A 25,738-nucleotide genomic window follows, 5' to 3' on the forward strand; every position below is an offset into this window, starting at 1 on the left:
GTGGTCGGTTGTTCGCCGGTTCGAACGCCCGTCTACCCCAGTGCGTTCCGGGCCAGGTCGGCAGCGCCCACCAGGCCCGCATCCGGGCCCAGGGCCGCGCCGACCACCCGGGCAAAAGGCCGGTAGCCGCGGCCGCTGAGCGAGCCGCGGTAGGCCTGTTCGGCCGTCTCCAGCAGCAGCGGGGAGGCGGAACCCAGGCCCCCGCCGATCACCATGATGCCCGGATCCAGCACCGCCGCGAGGTTGGCCAGGCCCAGGCCCAGCCACTGCCCCGCCTCTACCACGAGCTCGATGCAGGCTTCGTCCCCGGCGACGGCCAGGGAATTCACCAGCTCCCCGGTGACCGCGTGCGGGTCGTTGCCCGCTGCCTCGCGCAACACCTTGGCCACCGGCCCGTGCACGGCCAGCAGGCTGCGGCCCTCGCGGGCCAGCGCGTTGCCGGAGGCGTATTGTTCCCAGCAGCCCCGGTTGCCGCAGGCGCATCGGTGGCCGCCCGGCACCAGGACCTGGTGCCCGAACTCCCCCGCCATGCCAAAGCGCCCGCGCCGGAGCTTCCCGTCCAGCACGACCGAACCGCCGATCCCGGTGCCGAGCGTCAGGCACACCATGTTGTCCTCGCCGCGCGCCGCGCCGAAGCGGTACTCGGCCCAGCCCGCCGCATCCGCGTCGTTGCTCAACAGCACGTCCCGGCCCAGCGCCCGTTCGAGGTTCCGGCGCAGGGGTTCGTCGCGCCAGGACAGGTGCGGGGAGAACACCACGGTGCTGCCGGTGGTGTCCATCCACCCGGCGGCCCCCACTCCCACCACGGCGTCCGCGCCGCCGGGGCCAAGCTCCCGGACCAGGTCGCACACCGCGGCAAGGACCGCAGCCGGGTCGAAGCCCGGGGTCGGGCGCCGGCCCCTGACCAGGACCGTGCCGTTCCCGTCCACCAGCCCCGCGGCGATCTTCGTGCCGCCGATGTCTATGCCGATCGCGTAGGCGCTCATGCCAGCCCGCGCACCCCGGAAATGCCGCCGTCGTTGAGGCCCACCAGGATGCTGGCCGCCTCGGCCGGATCGTCGACCAGGTGGATCAGCCGGCCCATGTGCCGGCCGCGCGCCAGTTCCTCCAGCAACGGGTAGGCGGGCAGCGTCTTCGTCCAGTGGTCGATGCCCACCAGCACCATGGGCCGGATGCGGCCGGCGGCGCCGTAGTAGTTCTCGCAGGCGTCCTGGAAGATTTCCTGCACGGTCCCGGCGGCACCGGGAAGGAAGACGATGCCGCCCGAGCATTTCTCCAACAGCACCGCCTCGCGGGTGGCGTTGGCAAAGTACTTGGCAATGTGGGTGGCGAACATGTTCGGCGGTTCATGCCCGTAGAACCAGGTGGGGATCCCCAGGTTCGCCGTTCCCGACGGCCACCTGTTGCGCACCCTGGCCGCGGCGCGGGCCCACCCGGTGATCGAGGTGGCAAAGCTCGGCTCGACGGCCAGCATTCCCAGCGCCTCGTCCAGCGTGGACAGCGGAAAGGCCGAAAGGTAGGCCCCCAGGTTCGCTGCTTCCATGGCCCCGGGCCCCCCACCGGTGGCCACGATGAACCCGGCCTCGGCGAGCGCGTGCCCCAGCCGTGCTGCGGTCCTGAAATCGTCACCTCCGCGTTGTTGCGCGTGCCCGCCCATCACGCCGACCAGCGGCGCGTAGGAAAGGTCGCCCTCCCGGATCTGGGAGTCGAGCCGGGACCCGATGGCGTGGTCGTGCAGCGTGCTGGCCAGTGCCGCGTTCAACGCATCGTGGGCTCCGGCGCCCAACCGGTGGAAACTCCACGCGTAGATCCTGGCGTCCGGCACCGATTCGTAGGACCCTTCAAGGATTCCCGCGTACAGCTCGTCCCAGCTGTAGAGTTCCCCGCGATAGGCGTCGAAGGGCAGCCCGGGGATTTCCGGGAAGACCAAGGCCCCGCCGCCGCGCAGGCGCCGCTCGATCTTCCCCTCGAGGTAACAGCCCAGGAAGACGGATCCCGAGGGGCGCAATTTCTCCAGCACCGTGCTGCGTCCGCGCAGGTCGACGGATTGGACGTGCCACCCGTGCATCGACGCGGCGAGGCGTCCTCCCTCGATGGCGAGCGCCGAGGTGGCATGCCTGTCAAAGTCACGCAGCGAGGCAATCTCGATCACTCGCGGCAGCGGGGTCAAGGCGGGTGTGCTGTTCATGGAACCAACCTCGTTTCTTTCTTTGTCCCGGATGGCGATTCTAGGCCGAATTGACGTGTGAAGTCCCCGACGCGCCCTTGGCCAATGCCGGCGGGATGTGCCGGCTCCCCCGGAAGACGTGGACTTTCTCCGCCGCGGACGGGCGCCATGGTGATTAACACGCACCACGAATAATGCGCACAACACTGCCACCGGTTCGTCCTCTGGCCCCGGAACGTGAAACGATGGGAGGATGACCGATTCTGCTTTCCCCATGGTCGATGCGCGTGAAATCCTGCGCGTCGTTGGTGGTGCCGCCTTTACCCGTGGCAAGGTGCTTGCCACCGATGCCTCAATGAGCGATATCACCTGGGACCCCGACTCAGCGGTGCTCGCCGGACAGGTCAGCGAGGATGAGAACCCGACCTATTCGGTGGGGATCACCCTGGTCTTCAAAAAGGAAGCCTGGCTCATCGACGAGGGCGAGTGCCCCTGCGGGGATGCGCCCAAGTGCAAGCACGTTGCGGCGCTGCTGATCTATTCCAACACCTTGCACCTGCGCGCCAAGGACGTGGTGTTCCGCAGCGCCACCGTCAGCGTCCCGGCCTGGCAGCAGTCGCTTCAGCAATTGCTCACGCCCGCCGCCGCACCTAAGAGCCTCTCCTCGGCGAGCTCCAAGAACCCGCTGGCCCACATGGGTCTGCAATTCGAGTTGCAGGACACCACGCTCAGCGCCCACCAGCAGTGGGCCCCGGGCTCCGGCGTGGGACAGCAGAAGGTTGCCAACCGCAGGTGGCGTCTGGGCGTGCGCCCCATGGTCCGCACCGGCGCGGAGCGCTGGGTGCGCGGAAACCTGCGCTGGAACACCATCAGCTTCAAGACCTACGGGTTGAACCTGGATGCCGAGCAGCACCGCTGGTTCTGCCAGTTCGTGCCGCTTTACCGCGCCAACGGGCAACTCTACTTCGGCGAGGACAACGACTGGCTGTACCTCGACGAGTTCTCTTCCTCGCTGCTCTGGCCGCTGCTGGCCGAGGCGAAGAAGCTCGGCGTGGCACTGATCGGCACCAAGACCAACACCCGGATCACGCTCCTGGAACCGGCCCACGTCTCCCTGGGGGCCACCACCACACCCGAGGGCATCGAGCTGGCCCCCAGCCTGCTGATCGGGGACGTGCGCGTCGACCTTGATGCCGACACCGCCGCCGGCGCCATCGGCAACCACGGCGTGTATGCAGCCAGCGACGACCACAACCAGATCTTCCTGGGACGGGTGCCCGGCGGGCTCTCGGCCAGCGAACTTGTCATGCTGCACCACCCGGACCCCGTCACGGTTCCGGAAAAGGAATCGGAAGAGTTCTTCTCCCGGGTGTACCCTCGGCTGGCCCGCAAGCTGCGCGTCACCAGCCCCGACGCCAGCGTCGACCTGCCCGCGGTGCTGCCCCCGAAGCTTGTCACGAAGATCCGCTACGGCTCGCGCGACAACGTGGAACTGGACTGGGTCTTCGACTACAACGGCCTGGTCGTCGAGGCCGAGGACCGCGACACCGTGGTGGAAAGCGCCCTGGAGTCCGCGGCCCTGGAAATCCTCAACGACTTCCCCGCCCTGGAATCGGCGGTCCTTGGCCCCAAGCACCTGCAGGGCCTCGACGTCATCGACTTCGTCCGGCGCACGCTGCCGGAACTGGAGAACCTCGACGGGTTGGTGATCGAGGAAAAGGGCGTCCGCCCCGTCTTCCACGAACTCACCGAGGCCCCCGAACTGACCATCACCACCGTCGAATCGGACCGGCGCGACTGGTTCGACCTTGGCCTGCTGATCTCCATCGGCGACCGCCAGATCCCCTTCGCCGACGTGTTGCGTGCCCTCTCCAACGGCCAGACCAAGCTGCTGATGCCGGACCGGAGCTACTTCTCGCTGGACAACCCGCTCTTTGAGAAGCTGCGCGACCTCGTTGCGGAGGCCGGGGCACTGCGTGACATGAAGGACAAGGACGCTGACCTTTCCATCACCCAGTACCAGCTCTCCCTCTGGGAAGAGCTCGATGCCCTGGCTGTCCACATCGAGGGGCCCGACGCGTGGGCGAGTTCGCTCGGAGCGCTGCTGAACCTCAAGGACTCCGCCCCGGCGCAACTGCCGGACACGCTCAATGCCACGCTGCGCCCCTACCAGGTGGAGGGCTTCGGCTGGCTGAGCACCCTGTGGCGCAACGGCCTGGGCGGCGTGCTGGCCGATGACATGGGCCTGGGCAAGACCCTGCAGACCCTGGCGCTGATCCTGCACGCCCACCAGATCTGGGCGAACCCGCAGGACCACCCGGACCTGCCGCAGGACGCAACCCGGCGCGCACCGTTCCTGGTGGTCGCACCGACCTCCGTGGTGTCCAACTGGAAGGACGAGGCGGCACGCTTTGCGCCGAGCCTGAAGGTCGCGGCGATCACCGACACCGAGACCCGCGCCAACGCGACGTTGGCCCAGCTCGCCAGGGACTACGACATCGTCGTCACGTCCTACACCTTGCTGCGCCTGGACGCGGACGCGTACGCGGACGTCGCGTGGGCGGGGTTGATCCTCGACGAGGCCCAGTTCGTGAAGAACAAGGCGACCAAGGCCCACCACGTGGCCCGGGACATGCCCGCCCGCTTCAAGCTGGCCATCACCGGCACCCCGATGGAAAACAACCTGATGGAGCTGTGGTCGATCTTCGCCATCGTTTCCCCGGGCCTGTTCCCCTCCGCCGTGCGCTTCGCGGAAAACTACCAGCGCCCGATCGAACGCCAGGGACTCGACGAACCGCTGTCGCGGCTGCGCCGGCGGATCCGCCCGTTCATGCTGCGCCGCACCAAGGACGCGGTCGTCACTGACCTGCCGCCGAAGCAGGAGCAGGTGCTGCACGTGGAGCTGTCCCCGCAGCACCGCAAGATCTACGACACGCACCTGCAGCGCGAGCGCCAGAAGGTGCTGCGCCTGGTCGACGACATGGACAAGAACCGCTTTACGATCTTCCAGTCGCTGACCCTCTTGCGCATGCTTTCGCTGGACGCCTCCCTGGTGGACGACGAGTACGCGAACATCTCCAGCGCGAAGCTCGACGTGCTCTTCGAACAGCTCGAGGACGTCATCGCGGAGGGCCACCGCGCGCTGATCTTCTCCCAGTTCACGTCCTTCCTGAAGAAGGCCGCGGACCGGTTGGAGGAGGCGGGCACCCCGTACGCCTACCTTGACGGATCCACCCGCAAGCGCGCCGAGGTCATCGACTCGTTCAAGTCCGGTGCCGCGCCGGTGTTCCTGATCTCGCTGAAGGCCGGCGGCTTCGGGCTGAACCTGACCGAGGCCGACTACTGCTTCCTGCTGGACCCGTGGTGGAACCCCGCCGCGGAATCCCAGGCCGTCGACCGTGCCCACCGCATCGGGCAGACGCGCAACGTGATGGTCTACCGGATGGTCGCCAAGAACACCATCGAGGAAAAGGTGGTGGCGCTGCAGGATTCCAAGCGCCAGCTGATTTCCTCGGTCATGGACGAGGGCGCCGGGTTCGGCAAGGTGCTCAACGCGGACGACATCCGCGAACTGCTGCGCTGATATACACGGGTTGGGTACTATGCAGAATTCTGCATAGTACCCAGAGTCGATCACCTCGGCGCCTGCGGCGCTGCGGGGTGAGGTTCAGCGTGTCAGCAATGACTGGCATGCTGCGCTGGTCTCCGCTGTTGGCCTGACCATTCTGGCCGTCCTCGTCGTCGGATTCCTCACCGGGAAGGACGTCGTGTTGGCAGAGTCTCCGATCAACCTGTTACTCCCGGGCGTCACGTTGATGCTGTCGGTGACCGCGATGCACGGCGCAACGCACCTCGCGGTCTTTGCGGTCTACGGCGTCGCTGTATCCTCCTGAGTCTGGCGGCCTGTCAAGGGAACCCGGCAGGAATCGGAGGCGGGTCCACCGGTGTGATTCGTGGGTTGCCACGCCGGATTTGTCCTCGAACCATTGATGTTTTTGACTGTTGACGTTCCTTCTCGGTGATCTTTCATTGGTCAAGGTGGTGCTGATCGGTTGCCGCTGATGAGAACGCCGCGAAAAGCGTCGATCGGGTCGTCGGAAAACAACGACGCGACAAGGAACGCTACAAAAACACCGACATCAAACACTCGCATGCACGGCCAACCTCCAAACGAGCATCAACAGTCACGAAAAAGCCGATGCCGGTTTACGCATTTGCCGTTCCCCCACTGCGATATTCCCCCACCAATAATCTGGCAGCAGGACAAGTTCGCGTGATCCTGGTCGCCGGCGCCATCGTCCATCTCGCCATGGTTATGTGCCGTCAGTTCGGTAAAGTCGGTTCATGGACAGCGGAACCTTGGTCAATTTCTTGTTGGTTCTCTTCTTTGTGCTGTTGGGGGGCGTCTTCGCCGGTACGGAAATGGCGCTGGTTTCCCTCCGCGAGAGTCAGGTCCGCCAGCTTGAAAAGGCGGGAAGGGGCGGGGCCAGGACAGCCGCGTTGGCCCGGAACCCGAACCGATTCCTCTCAACCGTCCAGGTTGGCGTGACGCTTTCGGGGTTTTTCTCGGCCGCCTATGGCGCTTCCACGATTGCCCCCGACGTGGAACCCCTCCTGGAAGGTCTGGGATTGGGGTCCGCGGCCGAACCGGTGTCCTTCATCGGCATGACGCTGCTGGTAGCCTACCTATCCCTGGTGCTGGGCGAGCTGGTGCCCAAGAGGCTGGCGATGCAGTCTGCCGTTGGTTTCGCCATGGTCATGGCCCCGCCGTTGATCATCCTTTCGAAAATCATGCGGCCCGTCATCTGGCTGTTGTCCGTTTCAACCAATGCGCTGGTCAGGCTGTTTGGCGGTGATCCCAACGTAAAACAGGAGAGCGTCAGCTTCGAGGAACTCTGGGACATGGTTGCCGAGAGCGACATACTCGAGGGACACAGCCGCCGCATCCTGACCGACGTGTTCGGGGCCGGGGACCGTTCGCTGCAGGAGGTCATGCGACCCCGCACCGAGGTGACCTTCATCGACGGCAACCTGGGTATCGAGGCCGCACGCAGCATGGTCATGAACGGACCACATTCACGATATCCCGTGATTGACGGGAGCCCGGATGACGTCCTTGGTTTCGTCCACATCCGTGACCTGATGCCACGGGGCGAAAAGCATGATACTCGGATGGTGAAGGACATTGTTCGTGAGATCCTTCCACTGCCGGGAACGAACAAGGTGCTGCTTTCGCTGTCCCGGATGCGCAGGCTGGGCCAGCACATGGCGCTGGTGGTGGACGAATACGGGGGAACGGACGGCATCGTCACCCTGGAAGACCTGGTCGAGGAACTGGTCGGTGAAATCTATGACGAGTACGACACCGGGGCCGATCACGAGGACCGGACCAGCGTGGGTAATGGGTCGCTCGAGGTCGATGGCGGCCTGATCCTGCAAGAGTTTGAGTCGGCGTCCGGCATAACGCTGCCGGACGGCCACTACGAGACGGTCGCCGGGTTCGTCATGGATCGTTTGGGCCGCCTGCCCCACACCGGGGACCGGGTGGAGGTCTCGGGCCACGTGCTGACGGTGACCGCTATGGACCGGCTGCGCATTGCCCGGATCCGGGTGATGCCCGTGAACGGACAGCCGGAGCAACTTTGAGCGATTCAAGGCGCATGGACGGGCCAGTGACAGGGCATCATCAGAATGAATCCAGCCACGGTGCACACGATTCCCGCCACGGTGAGAATCCGGCCGATGGCCATGGCAGGGTTGTCGTTCCGGGGCGGCCCCGGGCTCCACTGGGCGGGGTGGCACAGGTCGCAATGGAGCTCCACTCGGGTTCCGACATCCAGAGCTAGGTTCCCTGAGGGCGCACAGGGATAGGTGCAGTGTGTTTCCGCTTTCGGACCAGTGGAATCTTTATATCTGCCTGAATCGAAGACCCCGGCAGTTGTGCTGGTCCGCTGGCAGCGACGCTTGGCAACGATCCAACCCGTGATGAGCAGCAGAATCACGGGGACAAACCCCATCCAGGTCATCAGTTCCAGGATGGGGCCAAGAACGACTGCGGGGTCCGACACGCTCTAATCTTTCCGGTCCCGGGGCCGGCAGAGTCCTGAACGTCGGGATAGACACCATGGGTTTGGAGGCAAGATCAGTAGCGCCGAGGAGAAGCATGGAGGTGGGGCAAGGAGACCACCGGAGAAACGACCGGTGATGAGAGCCTTAAGGCCGAGGGCAGGGCTACCACGCCACGTTGGATTTGAAGCAGGCCGACGAGGAAGTCAAGGACGGCTTTCAGGAAGGACTGATTCGGGGTGCAATAGGAAAAGGGTGCGGCTCACAGGGAGCCGCACCCTTTGTGCTTCAGAGCGCCAGCGGAGAAGGCATCGACCCCGGTTTAGGCGCTCGTTGCGTCCTGCACTTCACCGACGAGTTCCTCGATGATGTCCTCCAGGAAGAGCACCCCGGTGGTGGATCCCTTTTCGTCGAAAACGCGGGCAACGTGTGCGCCCGTGCGGCGCATGGCAGCCAAGGCGTCTTCCAGTTCGCTGCCGCTGAACGTGGAAGCCAATTTGCGGATTCGTTTTGCCGGGACTGGCTCCTCGAACTGCTCGGCCGAGGTCAGATCCATGACGTCCTTCAGATGCAGGTAGCCGGCCGGCTCGCTGTCCTGGTTGGTCAGGATGTAGCGGGAGTAGCCATGTTTGGCGACGGCGCGCTGGATATCGGCGGGAGATGAATCCTGAGGAAGCAACACCATTTCGCCAATGGGAACCTCCACGTCGGCAACGGTTTTTGAGGTAAATTCGAAGGCCTTGGTCAGGGTGCCGCTGGCGTCCGTGAGAACTCCATCGCGGGTGGACTGTTCCACGATGTTTGCCACTTCATCGAGGGTGTATGCGCTCGTGGCTTCGTCCTTGGGCTCCACCTTGAACAACCGCAGGATGCCATTGGCAATGCCGTTCAAGGTCCAAATGACCGGCTTGAAGATCCGTGCAACAAACACCAACGGTGGGGCAAGAATCAGTGCCGCACGTGTCGGAACGGAGAATGAAATATTCTTCGGAACCATCTCGCCGATCACCACGTGCAGGAACGTCACCAACAGAAGGGCGGTGATGAAGGCGATGATGCCGATCGCTTCCGCCGACAGCGAGGTGAGTCCCAACGGGATTTCCAGCAGATGGTGGATCGCCGGCTCCGAGACGTTCAAGATGACGAGGGAACACACTGTGATGCCGAGCTGGCTGGTGGCCAGCATCAACGTGGCGTGTTCCATGGCCCACAAGGTGGTCTTGGCCGCCTTGCTCCCGGCTTCAGCCTTCGGCTCGATCTGTGAGCGGCGAGCTGAAATGACCGCGAATTCGGCACCCACAAAGAAGGCGTTGACGATCAGAAGTACGACGAGCCAGATGATTCCGGGGAGGTATTCACTCATGGGTTAGCTCCTGGGTGAGGTCGTCACTGATCCGGTCGTGTGGGCTGTTGGGTGTTTCTGCTGTTTCGGCAGGGGTGAATTTCAGACGCTCGACGTGTGTGCCGAGGACGCGTTCGACCCTGAGGGTTCCGTCTTCAAGTGGTACTTCGTCACCCAATTCCGGGATCCTGTCGAGCTGGTCGGTGACGAAACCGGCTAGGGTGTCATACTCCTCTCCGTCGGGAACCTTGATTCCCGTGCGGTCCAGGAGTTCGTCGGGTCGAAGCGCAGCGTCGAAGGTAGTGGATCGTCCGGTGCGGACGACTCCAACGCGTGCCCGGTCGTGCTCATCTTCAAGTTCGCCGACGATTTCTTCCACGAGATCTTCGAGGGTGACGATTCCGGCGGTTCCGCCATGTTCATCGGAGACGATGGCCACCTGGAGCCCGTGCTTGCGCAGCAGGCCCAACAGTGAGTCGACACCCATGGATTCGGGGATCATGAGTGGTTCGATCATCAGTGACGAAGCGAGCACCTGGTCGCGTTCGCCCAGAGGAACGGCGAATGCCTGTTTGACGTGCAGCACACCCAGAATGTCGTCGCGGTCCTTGCCAATGACGGGAAAACGCGAGTAGCCCGTCATGGTGGCGAGCTTGACGATCCCTTCCGCTGTATCGGTGGCATTGACCGCCATCATGCGAACTCGCGGGGTCATGACATCCGCCGCACAGTGCTCCGAGAAGCGAAGTGTTCGGTGAAGCAACGTGGCATGGTCCAGGTCCAGCATGCCTTCGAGGGCTGAACGTCGAACCAGTGAACTGAGCTCCTCGGCGCTTCGGGCACCTGAGAGTTCTTCCTTGGGCTCGATGCCGAAGGAACGGATGATCCGATTGGCGGTGTTGTTGAACAGCAGAATGACCGGCTTGAACACCGTGGTGAAAAGAGCCTGGAAGGGAATAACGATCTTGGCGGTGGCCAGCGGGAGTGCCAGTGCAAAGTTTTTTGGCACCAGCTCACCGATGACCATCGAGAAGACTGTGGCAATAAAGATACCGATCACGGCCCCAATGACTGGGACAAGGGACTCGCTGATTCCGGCGGAAAGCAGTGGTTCTCGCAGAAGTGAGCTGATGGCGGGTTCGAAGGTGTAGCCGGTGAGCAGGGTGGTCAGGGTGATGCCGAGTTGTGCGCTGGAAAGGTGCGTCGAGGTGATCTTGAGCGCCTTGATCGTCGGACCGAGTCGCTTTTCACCGCGTTCCTGTCGGGCTTCAAGATCGTGTCGGTCCAGATTGACCAACGCAAATTCGGAGGCAACGAACAAGCCGGTGCCAACCGTGAGGACAAGACCGATACCGATCATGATCCATTCATACATTCGGGCGCCCCTCTCCCACGATTACCGGTGTACCGATGTGTTGAGTGAGGGGCCAGGGCATGTGGGAAGGGGGGTCATCCATAGTGGAACACACTCTATCCGATCGGGATGATTACTTTCTGTGAGCTTCCCCATCGTCTGGAAGCATGAGGCACGAGGCCAGCGGCCAGGCCCAGTGGTTGGCGGTGCGGCTTCAGTCCTGTCGCAGTGAGGCCCGCGCTTGAAGTTGAACGTCGCCGTTGAAACGAAGAACCGTTTTCGTTGGGTGTTTTCCCCCAACTGGAGGTTGCGTCCCTAGTATCACCGACCAGCTCCTCCAGGACATCTTCGAGGGCCACCACTCAATGCCACCTCCGAGATCTATGACGCCTTCAATGAGCGCCAAATGATCGTTGTGCTACTGCATTTTATGCATCAGCGGGCGCAGCTTCGCATCTTTCAGCACCGAAACCAGTGGGTGGATCGAACCCTGCGGGAGAGTTTCGCAGCGGTGTCGGGCGGAGGCTGAGCGCATGTCCTTGACGCATACCGACCCCAACCGTGGTTCCGTCATCGCCATGCGCCGGAAAGCGGGAGCAGCATGTTTCCACGCACAGCTGCTCCAACTCGGAGACGGTGACGGTGACGGAGACGGTGACGGAGACGGTGGCGGTGACGGTGACGGAGACGGTGACGGAGACGGTGACGGAGACGGTGACGGAGACGGTGACGGAGACGGGAAACGGTACGCAGCTGATCTGCGGGAATGGCCACATCGGCTGCGGTCAAGCCCTCGAAGTTCAAGGCGCCGGTGAGCAACGCAATCTCGTCCCCCATCCAACAATCCCTCCCGACCGGATTCATCGATGAGCCCTCGGACCTTCTCGGAAGTGAACGCCGAGACAACCTCATCGCGCGGCTGAACCTTGAAAATCCAACGCACTACCAGGTTGGCACCCTGGCTCACAAGCCAGAGCGCCGGTTCACCCCCGGCACCGATCAACAGGGAACAAACAGTAACACCCAGTTGTGCGGCAGTCTTTTTTGAGGGACCATGCCAGCACGATGGCGCGCTTGCTACCGGATTCACCAGCCGCACGCACGGTATTGATATTGACGGTTAGAAAAGCAAATTCGACCGCAACTAACAACGCATTGGCTCAAATGGGAAGAACAACTGTACCCAGCAAAACCCATGCGGTCACCAAGTTCTCCGGCCCATGGACACCGCGCTTTGGCGCCCTCGTGCCTGTGCCGACGGATGCGCAGTGGGACCGTGGGTGTGGGCGATGGACGCTGTCCGTTGGCCCTCGATATGGCGCGTCCCGGGCCGAAAGCCGTGCCACCGAGGACATCCCCACTTCGACAATGGCTTGCAGGGATATCGCCTGAGCGGCATGGATCGCATCGGCGTTAATCAGGGATGCTGTTCGGCACCACAAGCATTGGTGATGCCATTTGTCGCAACAACGCTTGGCTGACCGAACCGTGCATGAAGCCAGACAGGCCGCCGAATCCCCGCGTGCCGACAACGAGGAGGACCGCATCTCGGGCGGCGTGAGCGATCTCAGTGGCCGGTTTTCCTGACAAGAAATGAACACTGCATTCCAGCCCGTGATATTGCTTTTCGACTTGGGCAAGAAGCTCGGACAAGGAAGAATCCCCTGCTTCCTCGTGCTGGTTGGAAGCGACACTCACCACTCTCAAAGAAATGCTGTCGCGCTGCGCAAGACCCGCCGCAGCGGAGAGCACATTCAACGCCCCCGGGCCCGGTTCGACCGCGGCAACGATCTGTCCCGCGGATGCGGATGGCCCGTTACCTGTAACTTGACCGGCAGGGCGGCGCCCCCAGCCATGGGGGATGACGGCAGTGGGGCATCGAGAGTGTGCTGCCAGCGCCGAGGAGACACTTCCTAGCCGGGCACTGAAACCAGAATGGGACCTTCGTCCTACTACATTCAGTCCGGCGTCGTTCGAAAGTTTCACCAACACTTCGTTGGCGCGTCCTGGCAGCGCAACGCTTTGGACTTGTATGCCTCGCGCTTTCGCTTCGGCTTCCAGTTCATCGAAGATTAGTTGAGCTGTGCGATGCGAGGCCCGCAAATAGGCCGAGTCAACAGCGGGGTCTGCAATCGTGGGTTTCGGAAAGACATAGGCAAACCAAACTGGCCACTGCCGTACTTCGGCTTCATGCAAGGCCCAGCTGGCTGCGCCCCGACTTTCGGGCGAACCATCCACTCCGACGAGAACCACGTTCTCCATAGCCATCATGGTAGTGGAAGACCGCAATTACGGGGACTCCTTTGTAAATTCTTTATCCAGCTGTCGTCCCGCAAAAAACCATTGAATCGCGTAGCGACCAATAGCATCGCGTAGTTCACCTGCGGGGCGCCTATCTGGTTCGGCAAGGGGCTTCGCGGTGCTTTTCCGGGAATTCCGTGAATCTGCTTGGTGGCATGGTGCAGTGTGTATTTGTTGACGATCTTTGACTCTTCTATGTCTTGTCAAGCCACGTCCTGCACCCTTTTTCGCTTGGGCCGCGGCAGTCAGAATCCTGAACACACGACGGGCTGTCCGGCCTGCACCTTCGGGGCGACCTGGAGGGAGAATCCCGCCAACAGGATCTCCAGGCCGTACTCGAATGTCTTCTGCGCCCTGTCGCTGACCGTCAGGCCCGCCTCGAGCGCTGTGCGCCAGGCCTCGGAGGACTCCTCGTTTGATTCCCACACCTGGGCCGGTGCCGCGGCGTCCAGCGCCGAGCCGAGCACAAACGAGTCAAGCACCGTGATCGCGGCCAGCGAGTCCCTCGCACTGAATCCTCCGCGGGCAAATGTCTCGGCGAGCTGGTCGTAGACCCTCAGCGTCAGTTCGTCGCGGACGGTGTGCGACGTGAGCAGCGGGATGAGCCGCGGGTGCTTGGCATAGGAACGCATGTAGCCCTTGGCGATGTGCCGCAGGGTCTGCACCCAGTCCAGGTCCGGGGCCGGCAGCTCGATTTCCCCCATGGCCTGCCCTCGCATCATCTCGATGATGTCGTCCTTCGACGAAACGTGGTTGTAGAGGGACGACGGGCTCACTCCCATGACCTTGGCAAGGCGCGGAATCGTGAATTCCCCGTGGGCGTCCACGAGCTCGAGCGCCGCCGCGGCAATGGCCGGTGCCGATAGTTTCGGGCTGCTGGGTCGTGCCATCGAAGAAGTCTCCCTGGGTTGTTGTGTGCTTGACCTGAGTCTAACGAATGAAATTCGTTTTAGCCCTTGCGCAACGTGACGCAAGGCACCATACTAAAACGAACGACATTCATTTACTGTGACAGGAGTCTCCCACCCCGGTGCATCCGGGCGGGAAGCGGCACGGCCAACACACTCCCGTTCAGGCAGCGAACCCCCGCAGGAGCAACACCATGAGCTGGACCATGCCCGCAGAAACCTCGGCGCAAAAGCGCGTCTGGATGGCATTCCCCCACGAGGGCTACACCCTTGGAGAGACCGACGCCGAGGCCCACGCGGCCCGCACCACCTGGGCCAACGTCGCCCACGCCGTGGCCGAGTTCGCTCCCGTGGTCATGGTCGTGGATCCGGCCGACACCGAGATCGCGGCGAACTACCTCGACGAACGCATCGAAATCCGCACCGCGGAACTCAACGACGCCTGGATGCGCGACATCGGCCCCACCTTCGTCACCAACGACGCCGGCGAACTCGCCGGGGTCGACTGGGTCTTCAACGGCTGGGGCGCCCAGGACTGGGCGGCCTGGGACAAGGACTCGAAGATCGGCGCGCAGGTCGCCGAATGGGCGGGTGTCGAGCGGATCGCCTCGACCCTGGTCAACGAGGGCGGCGGCATCCACGTCGACGGCGAAGGCACGGTGCTGGCCACCGAAACCGTCCAGCTGGATTCCGGACGCAACCCCGGGATCACCAAGGCAGAGGTCGAGATCGAGTTCGCCCGCACCCTCGGGGCCACCAAGGTCCATTGGCTGCCCCGCGGCCTGACACGCGACTCGGAGGAATTCGGCACCCGCGGCCACGTGGACATCGTCGCCACCATCCCCTCCCCCGGAAACGTCCTGGTCCACACCCAGCACAACCCCGAGCACCCGGACCACGCCGTCAGCCGCGAAATCATCGCCTCCTTCAACGGGGCCACGGACGCCGCCGGCCGCCCGTTCAACGTCATCGAGGTCCCCGCCCCGGCCACGCTGCGCGACGAGGAAGGGTTCGTCGACTACAGCTACATCAACCACCTGGTCGTCAACGGCGGCGTCATCGCCTGCACGTTCAACGACCCCAACGACGAGAAGGCCCTGGCAGTGCTGGCCGACGCCTACCCGGGCCGCAAGGTCGTCGGCGTCGACGCCCGCGAGCTCTTCGCCCGCGGCGGCGGCATCCACTGCATCACCCAGCAGGAACCTGTCGCAAAGGCCGACGAGTCATGAGCCAGTCCACGCTGAAGCAAGCCTCGGCAACCACCCAGACGCCGTCGGCGGCCTCGGGCCTGGTCCGCGGCAAGGGCCTGGCCTCCGGCCAGCTGGGGCTCTTCGCCGCGGTGATGATCGGCATCTCCACGATCGCCCCGGCCTACGTGCTGACCTCCTCGCTGGGCCCCACGGTCCAGGCGATCGGCACCCAGCTTCCGGCCATCTTCATCATCGGCTTCATCCCGATGTTCCTGGTCGCCCTGGCCTACCGGGAACTGAACGCGGACACCCCCGACTCGGGCACCACCTTCACCTGGGTGAGCCAGGCCTTCGGCCCGGCACTGGGCTGGCTGGGCGGATGGGGGCTGCTGGCGGCCAACATCATCGTGCTCTCCAATCTCGCCGGCGTGGCGGTGGATTTCTTCTACCTCTTCCTGGCCCAGGCCACGGGCAACCCCGCACTGGCCGAGCTGGCCGGCAACAACGCGATCAACATCCTCACCTGCCTGGCCTTCGTCGGCGCCGCGGTCTTCATTGCCTGTCGCGGGCTGACCACCACGCGCATGGTCCAGTACATCCTGGTCGGATTCCAGCTGGCGGTGCTCGCGTGGTTTGCCATCGGCGCCTTCACGAAGGCCGCCGACCAGCCGGGGCACCTGGCCTTCGACGCTTCCTGGTTCAACCCGATGCACATCGATTCCTTCTCCGCCTTCGCCGTTGGCCTGAGCCTGTCGATCTTTGCCTTCTGGGGCTGGGACGTGTGCCTGACCATGACCGAGGAAACCAAGAACGGCGAGAAGACCTCCGGCATGGCCGCGGCACTGACGGCCATCGGCGTGCTCGCGATCTACCTGGTCGGTTCCATCGCCACGGTGATGTTCGCCGGCGTCGGGGACACCGGGCTGGGCCTGCGCAACCCGGAGAACTCCGCGAACGTCTTCACAGCCATTGCGACTCCCGTCATGGGCCCGTTCGCGATCCTGCTCTCGCTCGCGGTGCTCTCCTCCTGCGCCGCGTCGCTGCAGTCCACCATGATCTCCCCGGCCCGCTCGCTGCTGGCTATCGCGCACCACGGGGCGCTGCCCAAGCGGTTCGGCTCCGTCAACAAGTTCAAGTCCCCCGCCTTCGCCACGATCGTCGCCGGCGGCGTCTCGGCCGGGTTCTACGCGCTGATGCGGGTGTTGAGCAGCAACGTCCTGAACGACACCATCCTGGCGTTGGGCATGATGATCTGCTTCTACTACGGCATCACGGCCCTGGCCTGCGTCTGGTACTTCAGGCACACGGCAATGGACTCGCTGCGCAACTTCCTGCTGCGCCTGCTTGCCCCGCTGCTGGGCGGCATCGCACTGGTTGCAGTCTTCATCCAGACCGCCATCGACTCCTGGGACCCGTCCTACGGATCGGGCTCGAAGGTCTTCGGCGTCGGGCTGGTGTTTGTGATCGGCGTGGGCATCATCGCCCTGGGCGCGCTGTTCCTGGTGGGCGCGGCCGTGCGGCGGCCCGAGTTCTTTGGCGGACACAGCCTTCCGAAGCGCGCACCGGCCTCGGAACGCGAACGCGTCTAGGGACGTCATCACACTGCCACAAAAAGGCGTGCAACTTGCTCCGGCAGGTTGCACGCCTTTTTCACGATGTAAAAACAAAATTCCAAACAAGCCTTGCCGAGGCGCGCATCACATTGCTAGTCTCCTAAGCACGCCCTGGCGTCCTGGATCAGCAGACAGGCATAACTGAGCTGACATTTATCTTTTCTCAACGAAAGGAATGTCGGCCATGCCGCACATGACTGCCCTCTGGATCAAAAACCCGCAAGGAATCCTCAGTGCCACCGACGCTGCCAACGGCATCGTCGTCCGGGACAACCTCATCGTCGAACTCGTTCCCGCCGGAGCCGTCCCCACGACCCCTTACACCGATGTCTTCGACGCAAGCAACCACGTCATCACGCCCGGGCTGGTCAACACGCACCACCACTTTTACCAGACGCTGACCCGCGCCTGGGGCCCCGCCGCAAATGCCCCGCTCTTCCCGTGGTTGCAGAATCTCTACAAGGTGTGGGCGCGCCTGACCCCCGATGCCCTTGATGCCGCGGTACGCGTGGCCTTGGCGGAACTTCTCCTCTCGGGATGCACCACCGCGGCCGACCACCACTATCTCTTTCCCGACGGCATGGATGAATCGATCGACATCGAGGTTGCCGCGGTCAGGGACTTCGGCATGCGGGCGACCCTCACTCGGGGGTCGATGACGCTGGGGGAAGACGACGGAGGGCTGCCTCCCCAGTCGACGGTGCAGGACTTGGACGTCGTCCTGGCCGACAGCCAGCGATTGATCGAGACCTACCACGAGCGCGGGGCGGGAGCCTCGATACAGATCGCGCTGGCTCCGTGCTCCCCGTTCTCGGTCACCACGCAGGCCATGAGCGAAAGCGCGAAACTCGCAGGGCAATTCGACGTCCGCTTGCACACCCATCTCGCAGAGACCCTGGACGAGGAAGAATTCTGCTTGTCCAAGTTTGGCCTGCGACCCCTCGACTACCTGGAAAGCGTTGGCTGGCTCGGACCGCAAACCTGGCTCGGCCACGGCATCCATTTCAACGACGCGGAAATCCGCCAGCTGGGCGCCGCGGGGACAGCGGTGGCCCACTGCGCAACCTCGAACATGAGGCTTTCCTCGGGCATCGCCCGCGTGCTGGAACTCGAAGCGGCGGGGGTCCCCGTCGGACTGGGTGTCGACGGATCTGCCTCGAACGATGGGTCCAACATGATTCTCGAGGCCCGCCAGGCCCTCTACCTCCAGCGCCTTCGTTACGGTGCAGATGTTCCCGTGGAGCGGGCGCTCGGCTGGGCCACCGAAGGTTCGGCCAAGGTGCTCGGGCGGACCGACATCGGGGTGATCGGCGTGGGCCGGCAAGCGGATCTCGCCTTCTTCAAGACCGACGAACTGCGCTTTTCGGGCAGCCACGACCCCTTGGCCTCCTTGCTACTTTGCGGCGCCGACAAGGCCGACCGCGTCATGGTGGGCGGAAAGTGGCGTGTCGTCGACGGGGCGATCCCCGGACTGGATCTGCCGGCACTCATCCACCGGCACCGCAAACATGCACGGGCGCTGGTGGATCTCTCGGCACCCATCCACCAGTTCAGCTAGCGATTTCTGGAGTAACTCTCATGTCTATTTTTCGAAATTCCGCTTCAGCAGCACGCGTGGGCAACACGCCCCGGCCCGAGGATGAACGGCTTCCCTTCGCTCAGAACCTTGGATACGGCTTCCAGCACGTGCTCACCATGTATGGCGGAATCATCGCCCCGCCATTGATCATCGGTACGGCCGCGGGTCTCTCCGAAGCCCAAATCGGGGTGCTGATCGCGTCATGCCTTTTCGTCGGCGGCCTTGCCACAATCCTGCAGACCGTTGGCATCCCCTTCTTTGGCTCCCAGTTGCCCTTGGTCCAGGGTGTTTCCTTCGCCGGGGTGGCAACGATGATCTCGATCCTCGAAGGTGGCGGCAGCATTGCCACCGTCTTCGGTTCCGTCATTGCCGCTTCGCTCATCGGGTTGTTGATAACGCCTATATTTTCCCGCATCATCAGGTTCTTCCCGCCGGTCGTGGCCGGAACCGTCATCACCACCATTGGTCTCACGCTGATGCCCGTTGCCGCGGGGTGGGCCATGGGCGGCAACTCGAAGGCCGATGACTTCGGTTCCGTTCAGAACCTCGGCCTGGCGGCCGTCACGCTGCTCTTCGTCCTGGTCTTCAGCAAGATCGGCGTCGCCGCAATTTCGAGGCTCTCGATCCTTCTCGCGATGATCGCGGGAACCATCGTTGCAGCAGTGACGGGCATGGCCGATTTCAGCAAGGTTCTGGAAGGGCCTGCCTTCGCCTTTCCGATGCCTTTCGCCTTTGGTCCCCCGGAGTTCCAAGTCGCGGCGATCCTTTCGATGGTCATCGTCATCTTGGTGACGTTGACCGAAACCTCGGCGGACATCATTGCGGTCGGCGAAATCGTCGGAACCAAGACTGATTCACGACGCATCGGTGATGGATTGCGGGCCGACATGATCTCGAGTGCGATCTCGCCGATCTTCAACTCCTTCACGCAGAGCGCCTTCGCCCAGAACGTCGGGCTTGTCGCCATCACCGGCGTCAAGAGCCGGTTCGTTGTCACCGCGGGCGGCGGCATTCTCGTGATCCTTGGACTCTTGCCGATCCTCGGCCGGTTCGTGGCAGCCATCCCCACGCCGGTCCTCGGCGGGGCCGGAATCGTGCTGTTCGGGACCGTCGCGGCCTCGGGCATTCGGACCCTGTCCACGGTGAAGTACGAAGGCAACATGAACCTGGTCGTCGTGGCCACGGCCTTGGGCTTCGGGATGTTCCCGATCGTCGCACCAAGCATCTACAACCAATTCCCCGGCTGGTTCGTCACGATCTTCCACTCCGGAATCAGCTCCTCGGCCATCATGGCGATCTTGCTGAACCTGTTGTTCAACCACCTCAAGATCCGGGGCAACAAGCCGACATCCGTCATGGCCGAAGCCAGCAACCGGAGAATCTCCTCGGCGCTGCTCACCGACCTTCACGATGGCGATTACGTTTCCGACGGAAAGCTCTACGACGCCAAGGCCAGGGAAATCCCCTGCACCGACTAGCCTCGATTTTCACCGCATGACGGCAGGCCGCTGATTCCTTGATTTCCATGGAATCAGCGGCCTGCCGCGGTTTGCGGGCACGCCTACGGCCTACGGAACCAGCATGACCTTGATGGAGCGGCGCTCGTCCATGGCCCGGTAGGCCTCCGGCGCCTGGTCCAGGGGCATCACGGTGTCGAAGACCAGCCCGGGGTTGATCTTCCCGGCAAGCACGTCCTCCAGCAGTTCGGGCAGGTATTCCCGGGTGCTGGCGGCCCCTCCTGCCACCGAGATGTTCTTCGAGAAGAGCTCGTAGAGCGGTAGCGGGTCTTCCCCGTGCGGCACCCCCACGAAGCCGATCGCGCCGCCGGGCCTGGTGGAGGCCAGCGCCTGGCCCAGGGACTCGGCGGTGCCCACGCATTCGAGCACCGAGTCGGCCAGCACTCCCCCGAGCAGCTCGCGCACCTTCGCCGCGGCTTCCTCGCCGCGTTCGGCGACCACATCGGTGGCCCCGAATTCGCGGGCCAGCGCCGCCCGGTCGGCATGCCTGGACATGGCGATGATCCGGGTGGCGCCCAGCCTCTTGGCCGCCAGCACCCCGCTCAGGCCCACTGCGCCGTCGCCGACCACCACGACGCTGCGGCCGGGTGCCACCTTGGCCCCGAGCGCCGCATGGTGACCGGTGCCCATCACGTCCGAGAGCGCGAGCAGAGACTTGGCCAACGCCTCGTCGGGCTCCGTGACGCCGGGGACCGGCACCAGGGTGCCGTCTGCGTTGGGAACGCGCACCGCCTCGCCCTGGCCGCCGTCCACCGGCAGCCCGTTTTCGTCGTTCCCGCCCCAGACGGCACGGTGCTCGCAGGCCACTTGGACGCCGTTGCGGCACTGCGGACAATTCCCGCAGCTGTTGGCCCAGGGTGCCACCACGAAGTCCCCGGCCTTCAGCTTGGACACCTTGTTCCCTACATCGGTGACGACGCCGATGAATTCGTGACCGATGCGCCGCGGTTTCGGGATCGCGTTGACCCCGCGGTACGGCCACAGGTCGGATCCGCACACGCAGGCGGCGGTGACCTTGACCAGCGCGTCGGTGTCGGCGAGCAGTACCGGGTCGGGGCAGTCTTCGACGCGGATGTCCCGCGGTCCGTGGATCAGTGTGGCGCGCATGGTGTACCTCCGGAAGCTGGGGTTGGATGTCTTCTCTTCCCAGCCTATGCCTCCCCACCGGGCGCATGTCCTCCCGCGACGCGATGACGGATTGTTGCGGTTCCTGACCCCGCGTTGGCGAATTGTCCGTTCACCATCGTATGGTTGGAACAGCTTCACGAAACCTGACAGCCTCATTGGCATGGCTCCGACCAACGTCAGGTACCAACCCCATTGTTGTACGGCGGGTGGTTCGGATGACGAAGCGGCCTTTGCACGCATACCTGCGGCAGGGCAAGGACAACCAGCTTCAAGGATCGTGCCCCACCATGACTAGCCACCTTCACACCGCACCCGCAACCTCCGCCAATCCCCTGCCGCGCTTTGCCGGCGATTGGATCACCGCTTGGCTCGACTTCGACCCCGGAACCGGTCTCCTGCAGATCGGGGCGGGACCGTCCGAATGGCTGTTGCAGGCCGTCGCCCCGGAAAAACTCGCAGCGGCCCTGGAGGGCCGCGGTCCCACCGAGGTGCAGTTCAACCCGGAACTCCTGGTGTTGCTGCTGCCCGGCGCCTTCACCGCGGCCGGAACCTCGTTCTTCAGGTTGCGCGGCTGACGTTCCAAGACCCCCCGGCCGTGCTGGACCGCCAGCCGCGCAACCGGACGGCGTGTTTTAGATGTCCAGGACCAGGCGCCGGCCCTTGCACCGCGAGACACAGATCATCATGGTGTCCCCGGCCTCGCGTTCCTCGTCGCTGAGCAGCGAGTCTCGGTGGTCGACAGCCCCCGAGACCACCGGTGTTTCGCAGGTACCGCAGATCCCCTCGCGGCAGGAATTAAGGACCCTGACGCCCACCTGTTCCAAGGCGCTGAGGATGCTGGTGCCCACCGGAACCGTCACCTCCAGTCCTTGGGTGGTCTCCACCGTGAACTCGTGGTCGCCGGCCGCCGGTGCCGTGGCCGCGGGATCCGCAACGAAGCGCTCGAACTTGTAGCGCGACGAATCCTGCCAGTCGGCGGCGAGGCCGGAAATGAAATCCAGCAGCGGGCCGGGGCCGCACACATAGGCGTGGAAGGCCGCCGCGGGATCCCCGAGCAGCTCCGGCAGCGGGTAGAACCCGGATTCGTCGTCCGCGTGCAGGTGCACCTTGCTTCCGTAGGCCGCCAGATCGTCGGTGAATGCCATGGAGCTGCGGCTGCGCCCCAGATAGACCAGCCGCCACGGGACGCCGGATTCCTCGGCCGCACGCAGCATGGGCAGGATGGGGGTGATGCCGATGCCGCCGGCGATGAACAGGTACTCGGGCGCCGGCGCCAGCTCGAAGTTGTTGCGCGGGTGCCGCACCTTGATCCGTGCCCCGGGGCGCAGGTCCTCATGGATGTAGGCCGATCCGCCGCGCCCCGCAGGTTCGCGCAGCACGCCCAGGCGCCAGCGGGCCTCGCCGGGCACCGAGCACAGCGAGTACTGGCGCAGCAGCCCATTGGGGAGCAGGACGTCGATGTGCGATCCGGGGGTCCATTCAGGCAGGGCCAGGCCTGCCGGGTGGGCCAGTTCCAGGGAAACCACCGAATCCGATTCGCGGTTGATCCCCGCCACTTCCACGTCGAAGAATCCGTCCTCGGAAACAAGGATTCCCGCTTGCGGGTCCTCAACGACGGGCTGTTCGCTTGTGCTAATCACGATGCACCTCCAGTGCTGTAGTTTTGCGGGGTTGTTGGGGTGGTTTGCGCCGGCCCGGGCTGCCGGCCGATTGTGTCCAGCGCCGCCAACACGGCCAGCGAGGCCTCGCGCGGGGCGATGCTCACGCGCACGCCGGACCCGGCGAAGGCGCGCACCGACACTCCGTGCGCCGCGCAGCTTCGTTCGATGTCCGCGGCCCGCACGTCGGCCTCCGGGATCCAGAGGAAGTTTCCCCCGCTGGGCGGGACGCGGTAGCCGCGGGCTGTGAGCTCATGCTGCAGGAAAGCGCGTTCTGCCAGGACCGCATCCACGGTGCCGCGCAGGTACTCGGCATCCGCCAGGGCTGCCACGGCCCCGGCCTCCGCCACGGCGCTGAGCCCGAAGGGAGGCGCCACCGCTCGGATGGACCGGACAATGTCCCCGTGTGCGAGCAGGTATCCCGCCCGCACCGCCGCCAGCCCGTAGGCCTTGGAAAAGGTCCGCAGGATGGCAAGGTTCGGGTAGTCCTGCAGCAGCTGCAGCGTGTTTCCCGAACCGCCGGAAAACTCGAGGTAGGCCTCGTCGAGCACCACCAGCACGCGCCCGGGCACCGCATCCAGGAAGGAGCGGATCTCCCCGACGTCCAGCACCGTCCCGGTGGGGTTGTTCGGGTTGCACAACAGCACCACCCTGGTGCGGTCGGTGACTGCCGCGGCCATGGCCCCGATGTCGTGCCGGTGCGCCGCATCCAGCGGCACTTCCACGCATTCGGCCCCGGCCAGCGTGGCCAGGATCGGGTACGCCTCGTAGCTGCGCCACGCGTAGAGCACCTCGTCGCCCGGCCCGGCGTATGCGTTGAGGATCTGCCCCAGCATTGCCAGGGACCCGGCGCCCACGGCAACCTGCGTGGCGGACAGCCCGAGCCTTTCGGCAAGGGCCGCCACCAGCCGGTCGCCGGCCAGGCTCGGATACCTGTTGGCCCGGTGCACGATGTCTGCCATCGCCTCCCGGGCCGCCGGCGAGGGCGGCATCCACGATTCGTTGGAGGATGCCACCCACCGCACGGTTCCGGCGGACGCCGAGCGTGAGTAGCCGGGCAGCCGGCCCACCAGGGGACGCGGTTCGGGAGTCGATACTGCGGTCATTGATACTGCGGTGTTCAGTCCTTGCCCGTTCATCGGGGCTTTCCCTTCGCCGGCTGTGCGGATGGTGCGGGTGGTGCGGGGCTAGGCCAGCACTTTGGAGAGGAACGCCTGGGTGCGGGGTTCCCGCGGGTTCTCCAGCACCTGCCGGGGGTCCCCGGATTCGACGAGCTGCCCGTCGGCCATGAAGTGGACGACGTCGGCCACCTCCTTGGCGAAGCCCATCTCGTGGGTCACCACGATCATGGTCATCCCGGAGGCCGCCAGCGAGGTCATCACGTCCAGCACCTCGCCGACCAGTTCCGGATCAAGGGCCGAGGTCGGCTCGTCGAAGAGCATGAGCTTGGGCTTCAGGGCCAGTGCCCGGGCGATGGCCACGCGTTGCTGCTGGCCGCCGGAGAGCTGGGCCGGATAGTGCTGGTACTTGTCGGCCAACCCCACCCTGTCCAGCATCTCCATGCCCTCGGCCAGCGCCTGGGCGCGCGGCATCTTCTGCACGATCAGCGGCCCCTCGATCACGTTTTCCAGCGCCGTGCGGTGCGGGAAGAGGTTGAACTGCTGGAACACCATGCCCACGGAGGCGCGCTGCCTGGCGGTCTCGTTTTCCTTCAGCTCGTGCAGCTTGTTGCCGGCGCGGCGGTAGCCGATCCGCTCGCCGTGGACCCAGAGCTCGCCGTCGCTGATCTTTTCCAGGTGGTTGATGCAGCGCAGGAAGGTGGACTTGCCGGAGCCCGATGGCCCCAGCAGGCAGGCGACCTGTCCGGCCTGCACCTCCAGGGAAATGCCCTTCAGGATTTCCAGGTGCCCGAATGACTTGCGCACGCCGTGGGCGCGCAGCACTGGTTCGCTCATTTGCTCGGCTCCAATTCCGGTTCGATGCTTGGCGAGGCCCCGGCGCCCGTACCCGGGACGGCTGCCGCGGCGGCGGGCGCCGCCGGCTTCCGGCCCTTGACGGGGGTGAAGCCTCGCTCGAAGTGGCGCTCGACGAAGTACTGGCAGACCGAGAGCACCGCGGTGACGGCCAGGTACCAGATGGCCGCCACGATCAGCAGCGGGATGGTCTGGAAGTTGCGCGAGTAGATGATCGAGACGCTGGTCAGCAGCTCCGAGTAGCCGATCACGATGACCAGCGAGGTGTACTTGAGCATGCCGATGGTCTCGTTGCCGGTCGGCGGGATGATCACCCGCATGGCCTGCGGCAGGATCACGCGCCGCATGGTCTGCAGGCGGGACATGCCGATCGCCTTGGCGGCCTCCGTCTGCCCGGGCGGGATGGCCCGGATTCCTGAGCGCACGATCTCGCCCATGTAGGCGCCCTCGTTCAGGCTCAGCCCCAGCAGGGCCGCGGTGAACGGGGAGATCACCGAGTTGGTGTCGATGCTCAGCAGCTCCGGCCCGAACGGGACCCCGATCCCGATGTTCGGAATCAGCGCCGCCAGGAAGAACCAGAAGAGCAGCTGCACCATCAGCGGGGTGCCACGGAAGAACCACGAGTACGCCCAGGCCGCGGTGGAGAGGATCGGGTTTGCCGAGAGCCTGCAGACGGCCACCACGATCCCCAGCCCGATGCCGATGAGCATGGAGATCGCCGTGAGCATCAGGGTGCGGCCCAGGCCCGCCAGCACCGGCTTGGCGAAGAGGTACTGGCCCACCACGTCCCAGTGGAAGCGCTCGTTGGCGAACATGCCGTAGACGAGCATCGCCAGGATGCCGACGACCACCACCGCGGCGATCCAGCGGCCCAGGTAGCGGGCGGGCACGACGACCAGTTCGGTCTCTTCCGCCCGGCGTGAACTCGAAGTCATTGGACGC

Annotated in this window: 20 protein-coding genes; 9 read left to right on the plus strand and 11 right to left on the minus strand. The window is 64.5% G+C overall.

What is annotated here, in order from left to right:
* Positions 1 to 32: 32 nt before the first annotated feature.
* Together ACIQLF_RS16900 and ACIQLF_RS16905 are read right to left on the minus strand one after the other, a co-directional pair.
* Positions 33 to 986 (minus strand): ROK family protein, encoded by a 954-nt coding sequence (locus tag ACIQLF_RS16900; protein WP_400300904.1) that lies wholly within the window; start codon positions 984 to 986, stop codon positions 33 to 35.
* Complete coding sequence (locus ACIQLF_RS16905) at positions 983 to 2,188, minus strand: LOG family protein (RefSeq protein ID WP_400300907.1); 1,206 nt, start codon at positions 2,186 to 2,188, stop codon at positions 983 to 985. The genes ACIQLF_RS16900 and ACIQLF_RS16905 overlap by 4 nt, the downstream gene beginning before the upstream one ends.
* A 232-nt stretch (positions 2,189 to 2,420) precedes the next feature.
* Between ACIQLF_RS16905 and ACIQLF_RS16910 the strand changes: the two genes are divergently transcribed.
* The 3 genes from ACIQLF_RS16910 to ACIQLF_RS16920 all read left to right on the plus strand — a co-directional run bounded on the left by ACIQLF_RS16910 (position 2,421) and on the right by ACIQLF_RS16920 (position 7,813).
* On the plus strand, positions 2,421 to 5,750 hold the full coding sequence (locus tag ACIQLF_RS16910) for an SNF2-related protein (RefSeq protein WP_400300909.1): 3,330 nt from the start codon (positions 2,421 to 2,423) through the stop codon (positions 5,748 to 5,750).
* 187 nt (positions 5,751 to 5,937) lie between these two features.
* Complete coding sequence (locus tag ACIQLF_RS16915; protein ID WP_400300912.1) at positions 5,938 to 6,060, plus strand: hypothetical protein; 123 nt, start codon at positions 5,938 to 5,940, stop codon at positions 6,058 to 6,060.
* Between the two features lie 451 nt (positions 6,061 to 6,511).
* Positions 6,512 to 7,813 (plus strand): hemolysin family protein, encoded by a 1,302-nt coding sequence (locus ACIQLF_RS16920; RefSeq protein ID WP_400300915.1) that lies wholly within the window; start codon positions 6,512 to 6,514, stop codon positions 7,811 to 7,813.
* Positions 7,814 to 8,555: 742 nt separating this feature from the next.
* On the opposite strand, the gene ACIQLF_RS16925 is transcribed toward ACIQLF_RS16920, so the two are convergent.
* Positions 8,556 to 9,596, minus strand: a complete 1,041-nt coding sequence (locus ACIQLF_RS16925; protein ID WP_400300918.1) for a hemolysin family protein — start codon at positions 9,594 to 9,596, stop codon at positions 8,556 to 8,558.
* A complete protein-coding gene (locus ACIQLF_RS16930) occupies positions 9,589 to 10,950 on the minus strand; it encodes a hemolysin family protein (RefSeq protein WP_400300920.1) in 1,362 nt (453 codons plus the stop codon). The genes ACIQLF_RS16925 and ACIQLF_RS16930 overlap by 8 nt, the downstream gene beginning before the upstream one ends.
* Positions 10,951 to 11,507: 557 nt before the next feature.
* On the opposite strand from ACIQLF_RS16930, the gene ACIQLF_RS16935 reads away from it, so the two are divergent.
* A complete protein-coding gene (locus ACIQLF_RS16935; protein ID WP_400301180.1) occupies positions 11,508 to 11,744 on the plus strand; it encodes a hypothetical protein in 237 nt (78 codons plus the stop codon).
* A 598-nt stretch (positions 11,745 to 12,342) separates the two neighbouring features.
* Here ACIQLF_RS16935 and ACIQLF_RS16940 read toward each other — a convergent pair.
* Together ACIQLF_RS16940 and ACIQLF_RS16945 are read right to left on the minus strand one after the other, a co-directional pair.
* The gene (locus ACIQLF_RS16940; protein ID WP_400300922.1) at positions 12,343 to 13,191 is read right to left on the minus strand and encodes a universal stress protein; all 849 of its coding nucleotides are present in this window, start codon (positions 13,189 to 13,191) and stop codon (positions 12,343 to 12,345) included.
* A 284-nt stretch (positions 13,192 to 13,475) separates the two neighbouring features.
* On the minus strand, positions 13,476 to 14,120 hold the full coding sequence (locus ACIQLF_RS16945) for a TetR/AcrR family transcriptional regulator (RefSeq protein ID WP_400300924.1): 645 nt from the start codon (positions 14,118 to 14,120) through the stop codon (positions 13,476 to 13,478).
* Between the two features lie 212 nt (positions 14,121 to 14,332).
* On the opposite strand from ACIQLF_RS16945, the gene ACIQLF_RS16950 reads away from it, so the two are divergent.
* From ACIQLF_RS16950 to ACIQLF_RS16965, 4 genes are all read left to right on the plus strand, one after another.
* Entirely contained in the window at positions 14,333 to 15,367 is a 1,035-nt protein-coding gene (locus ACIQLF_RS16950) for an agmatine/peptidylarginine deiminase (protein WP_400300926.1), read from the plus strand.
* Positions 15,364 to 16,917, plus strand: coding sequence for an APC family permease (locus tag ACIQLF_RS16955; RefSeq protein WP_400300929.1), 1,554 nt, complete (start codon positions 15,364 to 15,366; stop codon positions 16,915 to 16,917). The genes ACIQLF_RS16950 and ACIQLF_RS16955 overlap by 4 nt, the downstream gene beginning before the upstream one ends.
* Positions 16,918 to 17,134: 217 nt before the next feature.
* A complete protein-coding gene (locus ACIQLF_RS16960; RefSeq protein WP_400301183.1) occupies positions 17,135 to 18,499 on the plus strand; it encodes an 8-oxoguanine deaminase in 1,365 nt (454 codons plus the stop codon).
* A gap of 20 nt (positions 18,500 to 18,519) precedes the next feature.
* Positions 18,520 to 19,998 carry a nucleobase:cation symporter-2 family protein gene (locus ACIQLF_RS16965; RefSeq protein WP_400300932.1) on the plus strand — a complete coding sequence of 493 codons (1,479 nt, stop codon included), beginning with the start codon at positions 18,520 to 18,522 and terminating at the stop codon, positions 19,996 to 19,998.
* Positions 19,999 to 20,088: 90 nt separating this feature from the next.
* Here ACIQLF_RS16965 and ACIQLF_RS16970 read toward each other — a convergent pair whose 3' ends face one another.
* Positions 20,089 to 21,144, minus strand: coding sequence for a zinc-dependent alcohol dehydrogenase family protein (locus ACIQLF_RS16970; protein ID WP_400300935.1), 1,056 nt, complete (start codon positions 21,142 to 21,144; stop codon positions 20,089 to 20,091).
* Between the two features lie 308 nt (positions 21,145 to 21,452).
* Here ACIQLF_RS16970 and ACIQLF_RS16975 point away from each other — a divergent pair, with 308 nt between their 5' ends.
* Positions 21,453 to 21,740 (plus strand): hypothetical protein, encoded by a 288-nt coding sequence (locus ACIQLF_RS16975; RefSeq protein WP_400300937.1) that lies wholly within the window; start codon positions 21,453 to 21,455, stop codon positions 21,738 to 21,740.
* A 57-nt stretch (positions 21,741 to 21,797) separates the two neighbouring features.
* Here ACIQLF_RS16975 and ACIQLF_RS16980 read toward each other — a convergent pair whose 3' ends face one another.
* From ACIQLF_RS16980 to ACIQLF_RS16995, 4 genes are read right to left on the minus strand one after another with little or no spacing between them, the layout of a single operon-like run.
* Entirely contained in the window at positions 21,798 to 22,805 is a 1,008-nt protein-coding gene (locus ACIQLF_RS16980; RefSeq protein WP_400300940.1) for a PDR/VanB family oxidoreductase, read from the minus strand.
* Positions 22,802 to 23,962, minus strand: a complete 1,161-nt coding sequence (locus ACIQLF_RS16985) for a histidinol-phosphate transaminase (protein WP_400300942.1) — start codon at positions 23,960 to 23,962, stop codon at positions 22,802 to 22,804. The genes ACIQLF_RS16980 and ACIQLF_RS16985 overlap by 4 nt, the downstream gene beginning before the upstream one ends.
* Positions 23,963 to 24,010: 48 nt before the next feature.
* Positions 24,011 to 24,778, minus strand: coding sequence for an amino acid ABC transporter ATP-binding protein (locus ACIQLF_RS16990; protein ID WP_209995237.1), 768 nt, complete (start codon positions 24,776 to 24,778; stop codon positions 24,011 to 24,013).
* Positions 24,775 to 25,731, minus strand: coding sequence for an amino acid ABC transporter permease (locus tag ACIQLF_RS16995; RefSeq protein WP_400300946.1), 957 nt, complete (start codon positions 25,729 to 25,731; stop codon positions 24,775 to 24,777). Before ACIQLF_RS16995 ends, ACIQLF_RS16990 begins: the two co-directional genes overlap by 4 nt.
* Between the last annotated feature and the right edge of the window lie 7 nt (positions 25,732 to 25,738).

Origin of the sequence: Paeniglutamicibacter sp. NPDC091659, assembly GCF_044756805.1 — a bacterium.
Classification (GTDB): domain Bacteria; phylum Actinomycetota; class Actinomycetes; order Actinomycetales; family Micrococcaceae; genus Paeniglutamicibacter.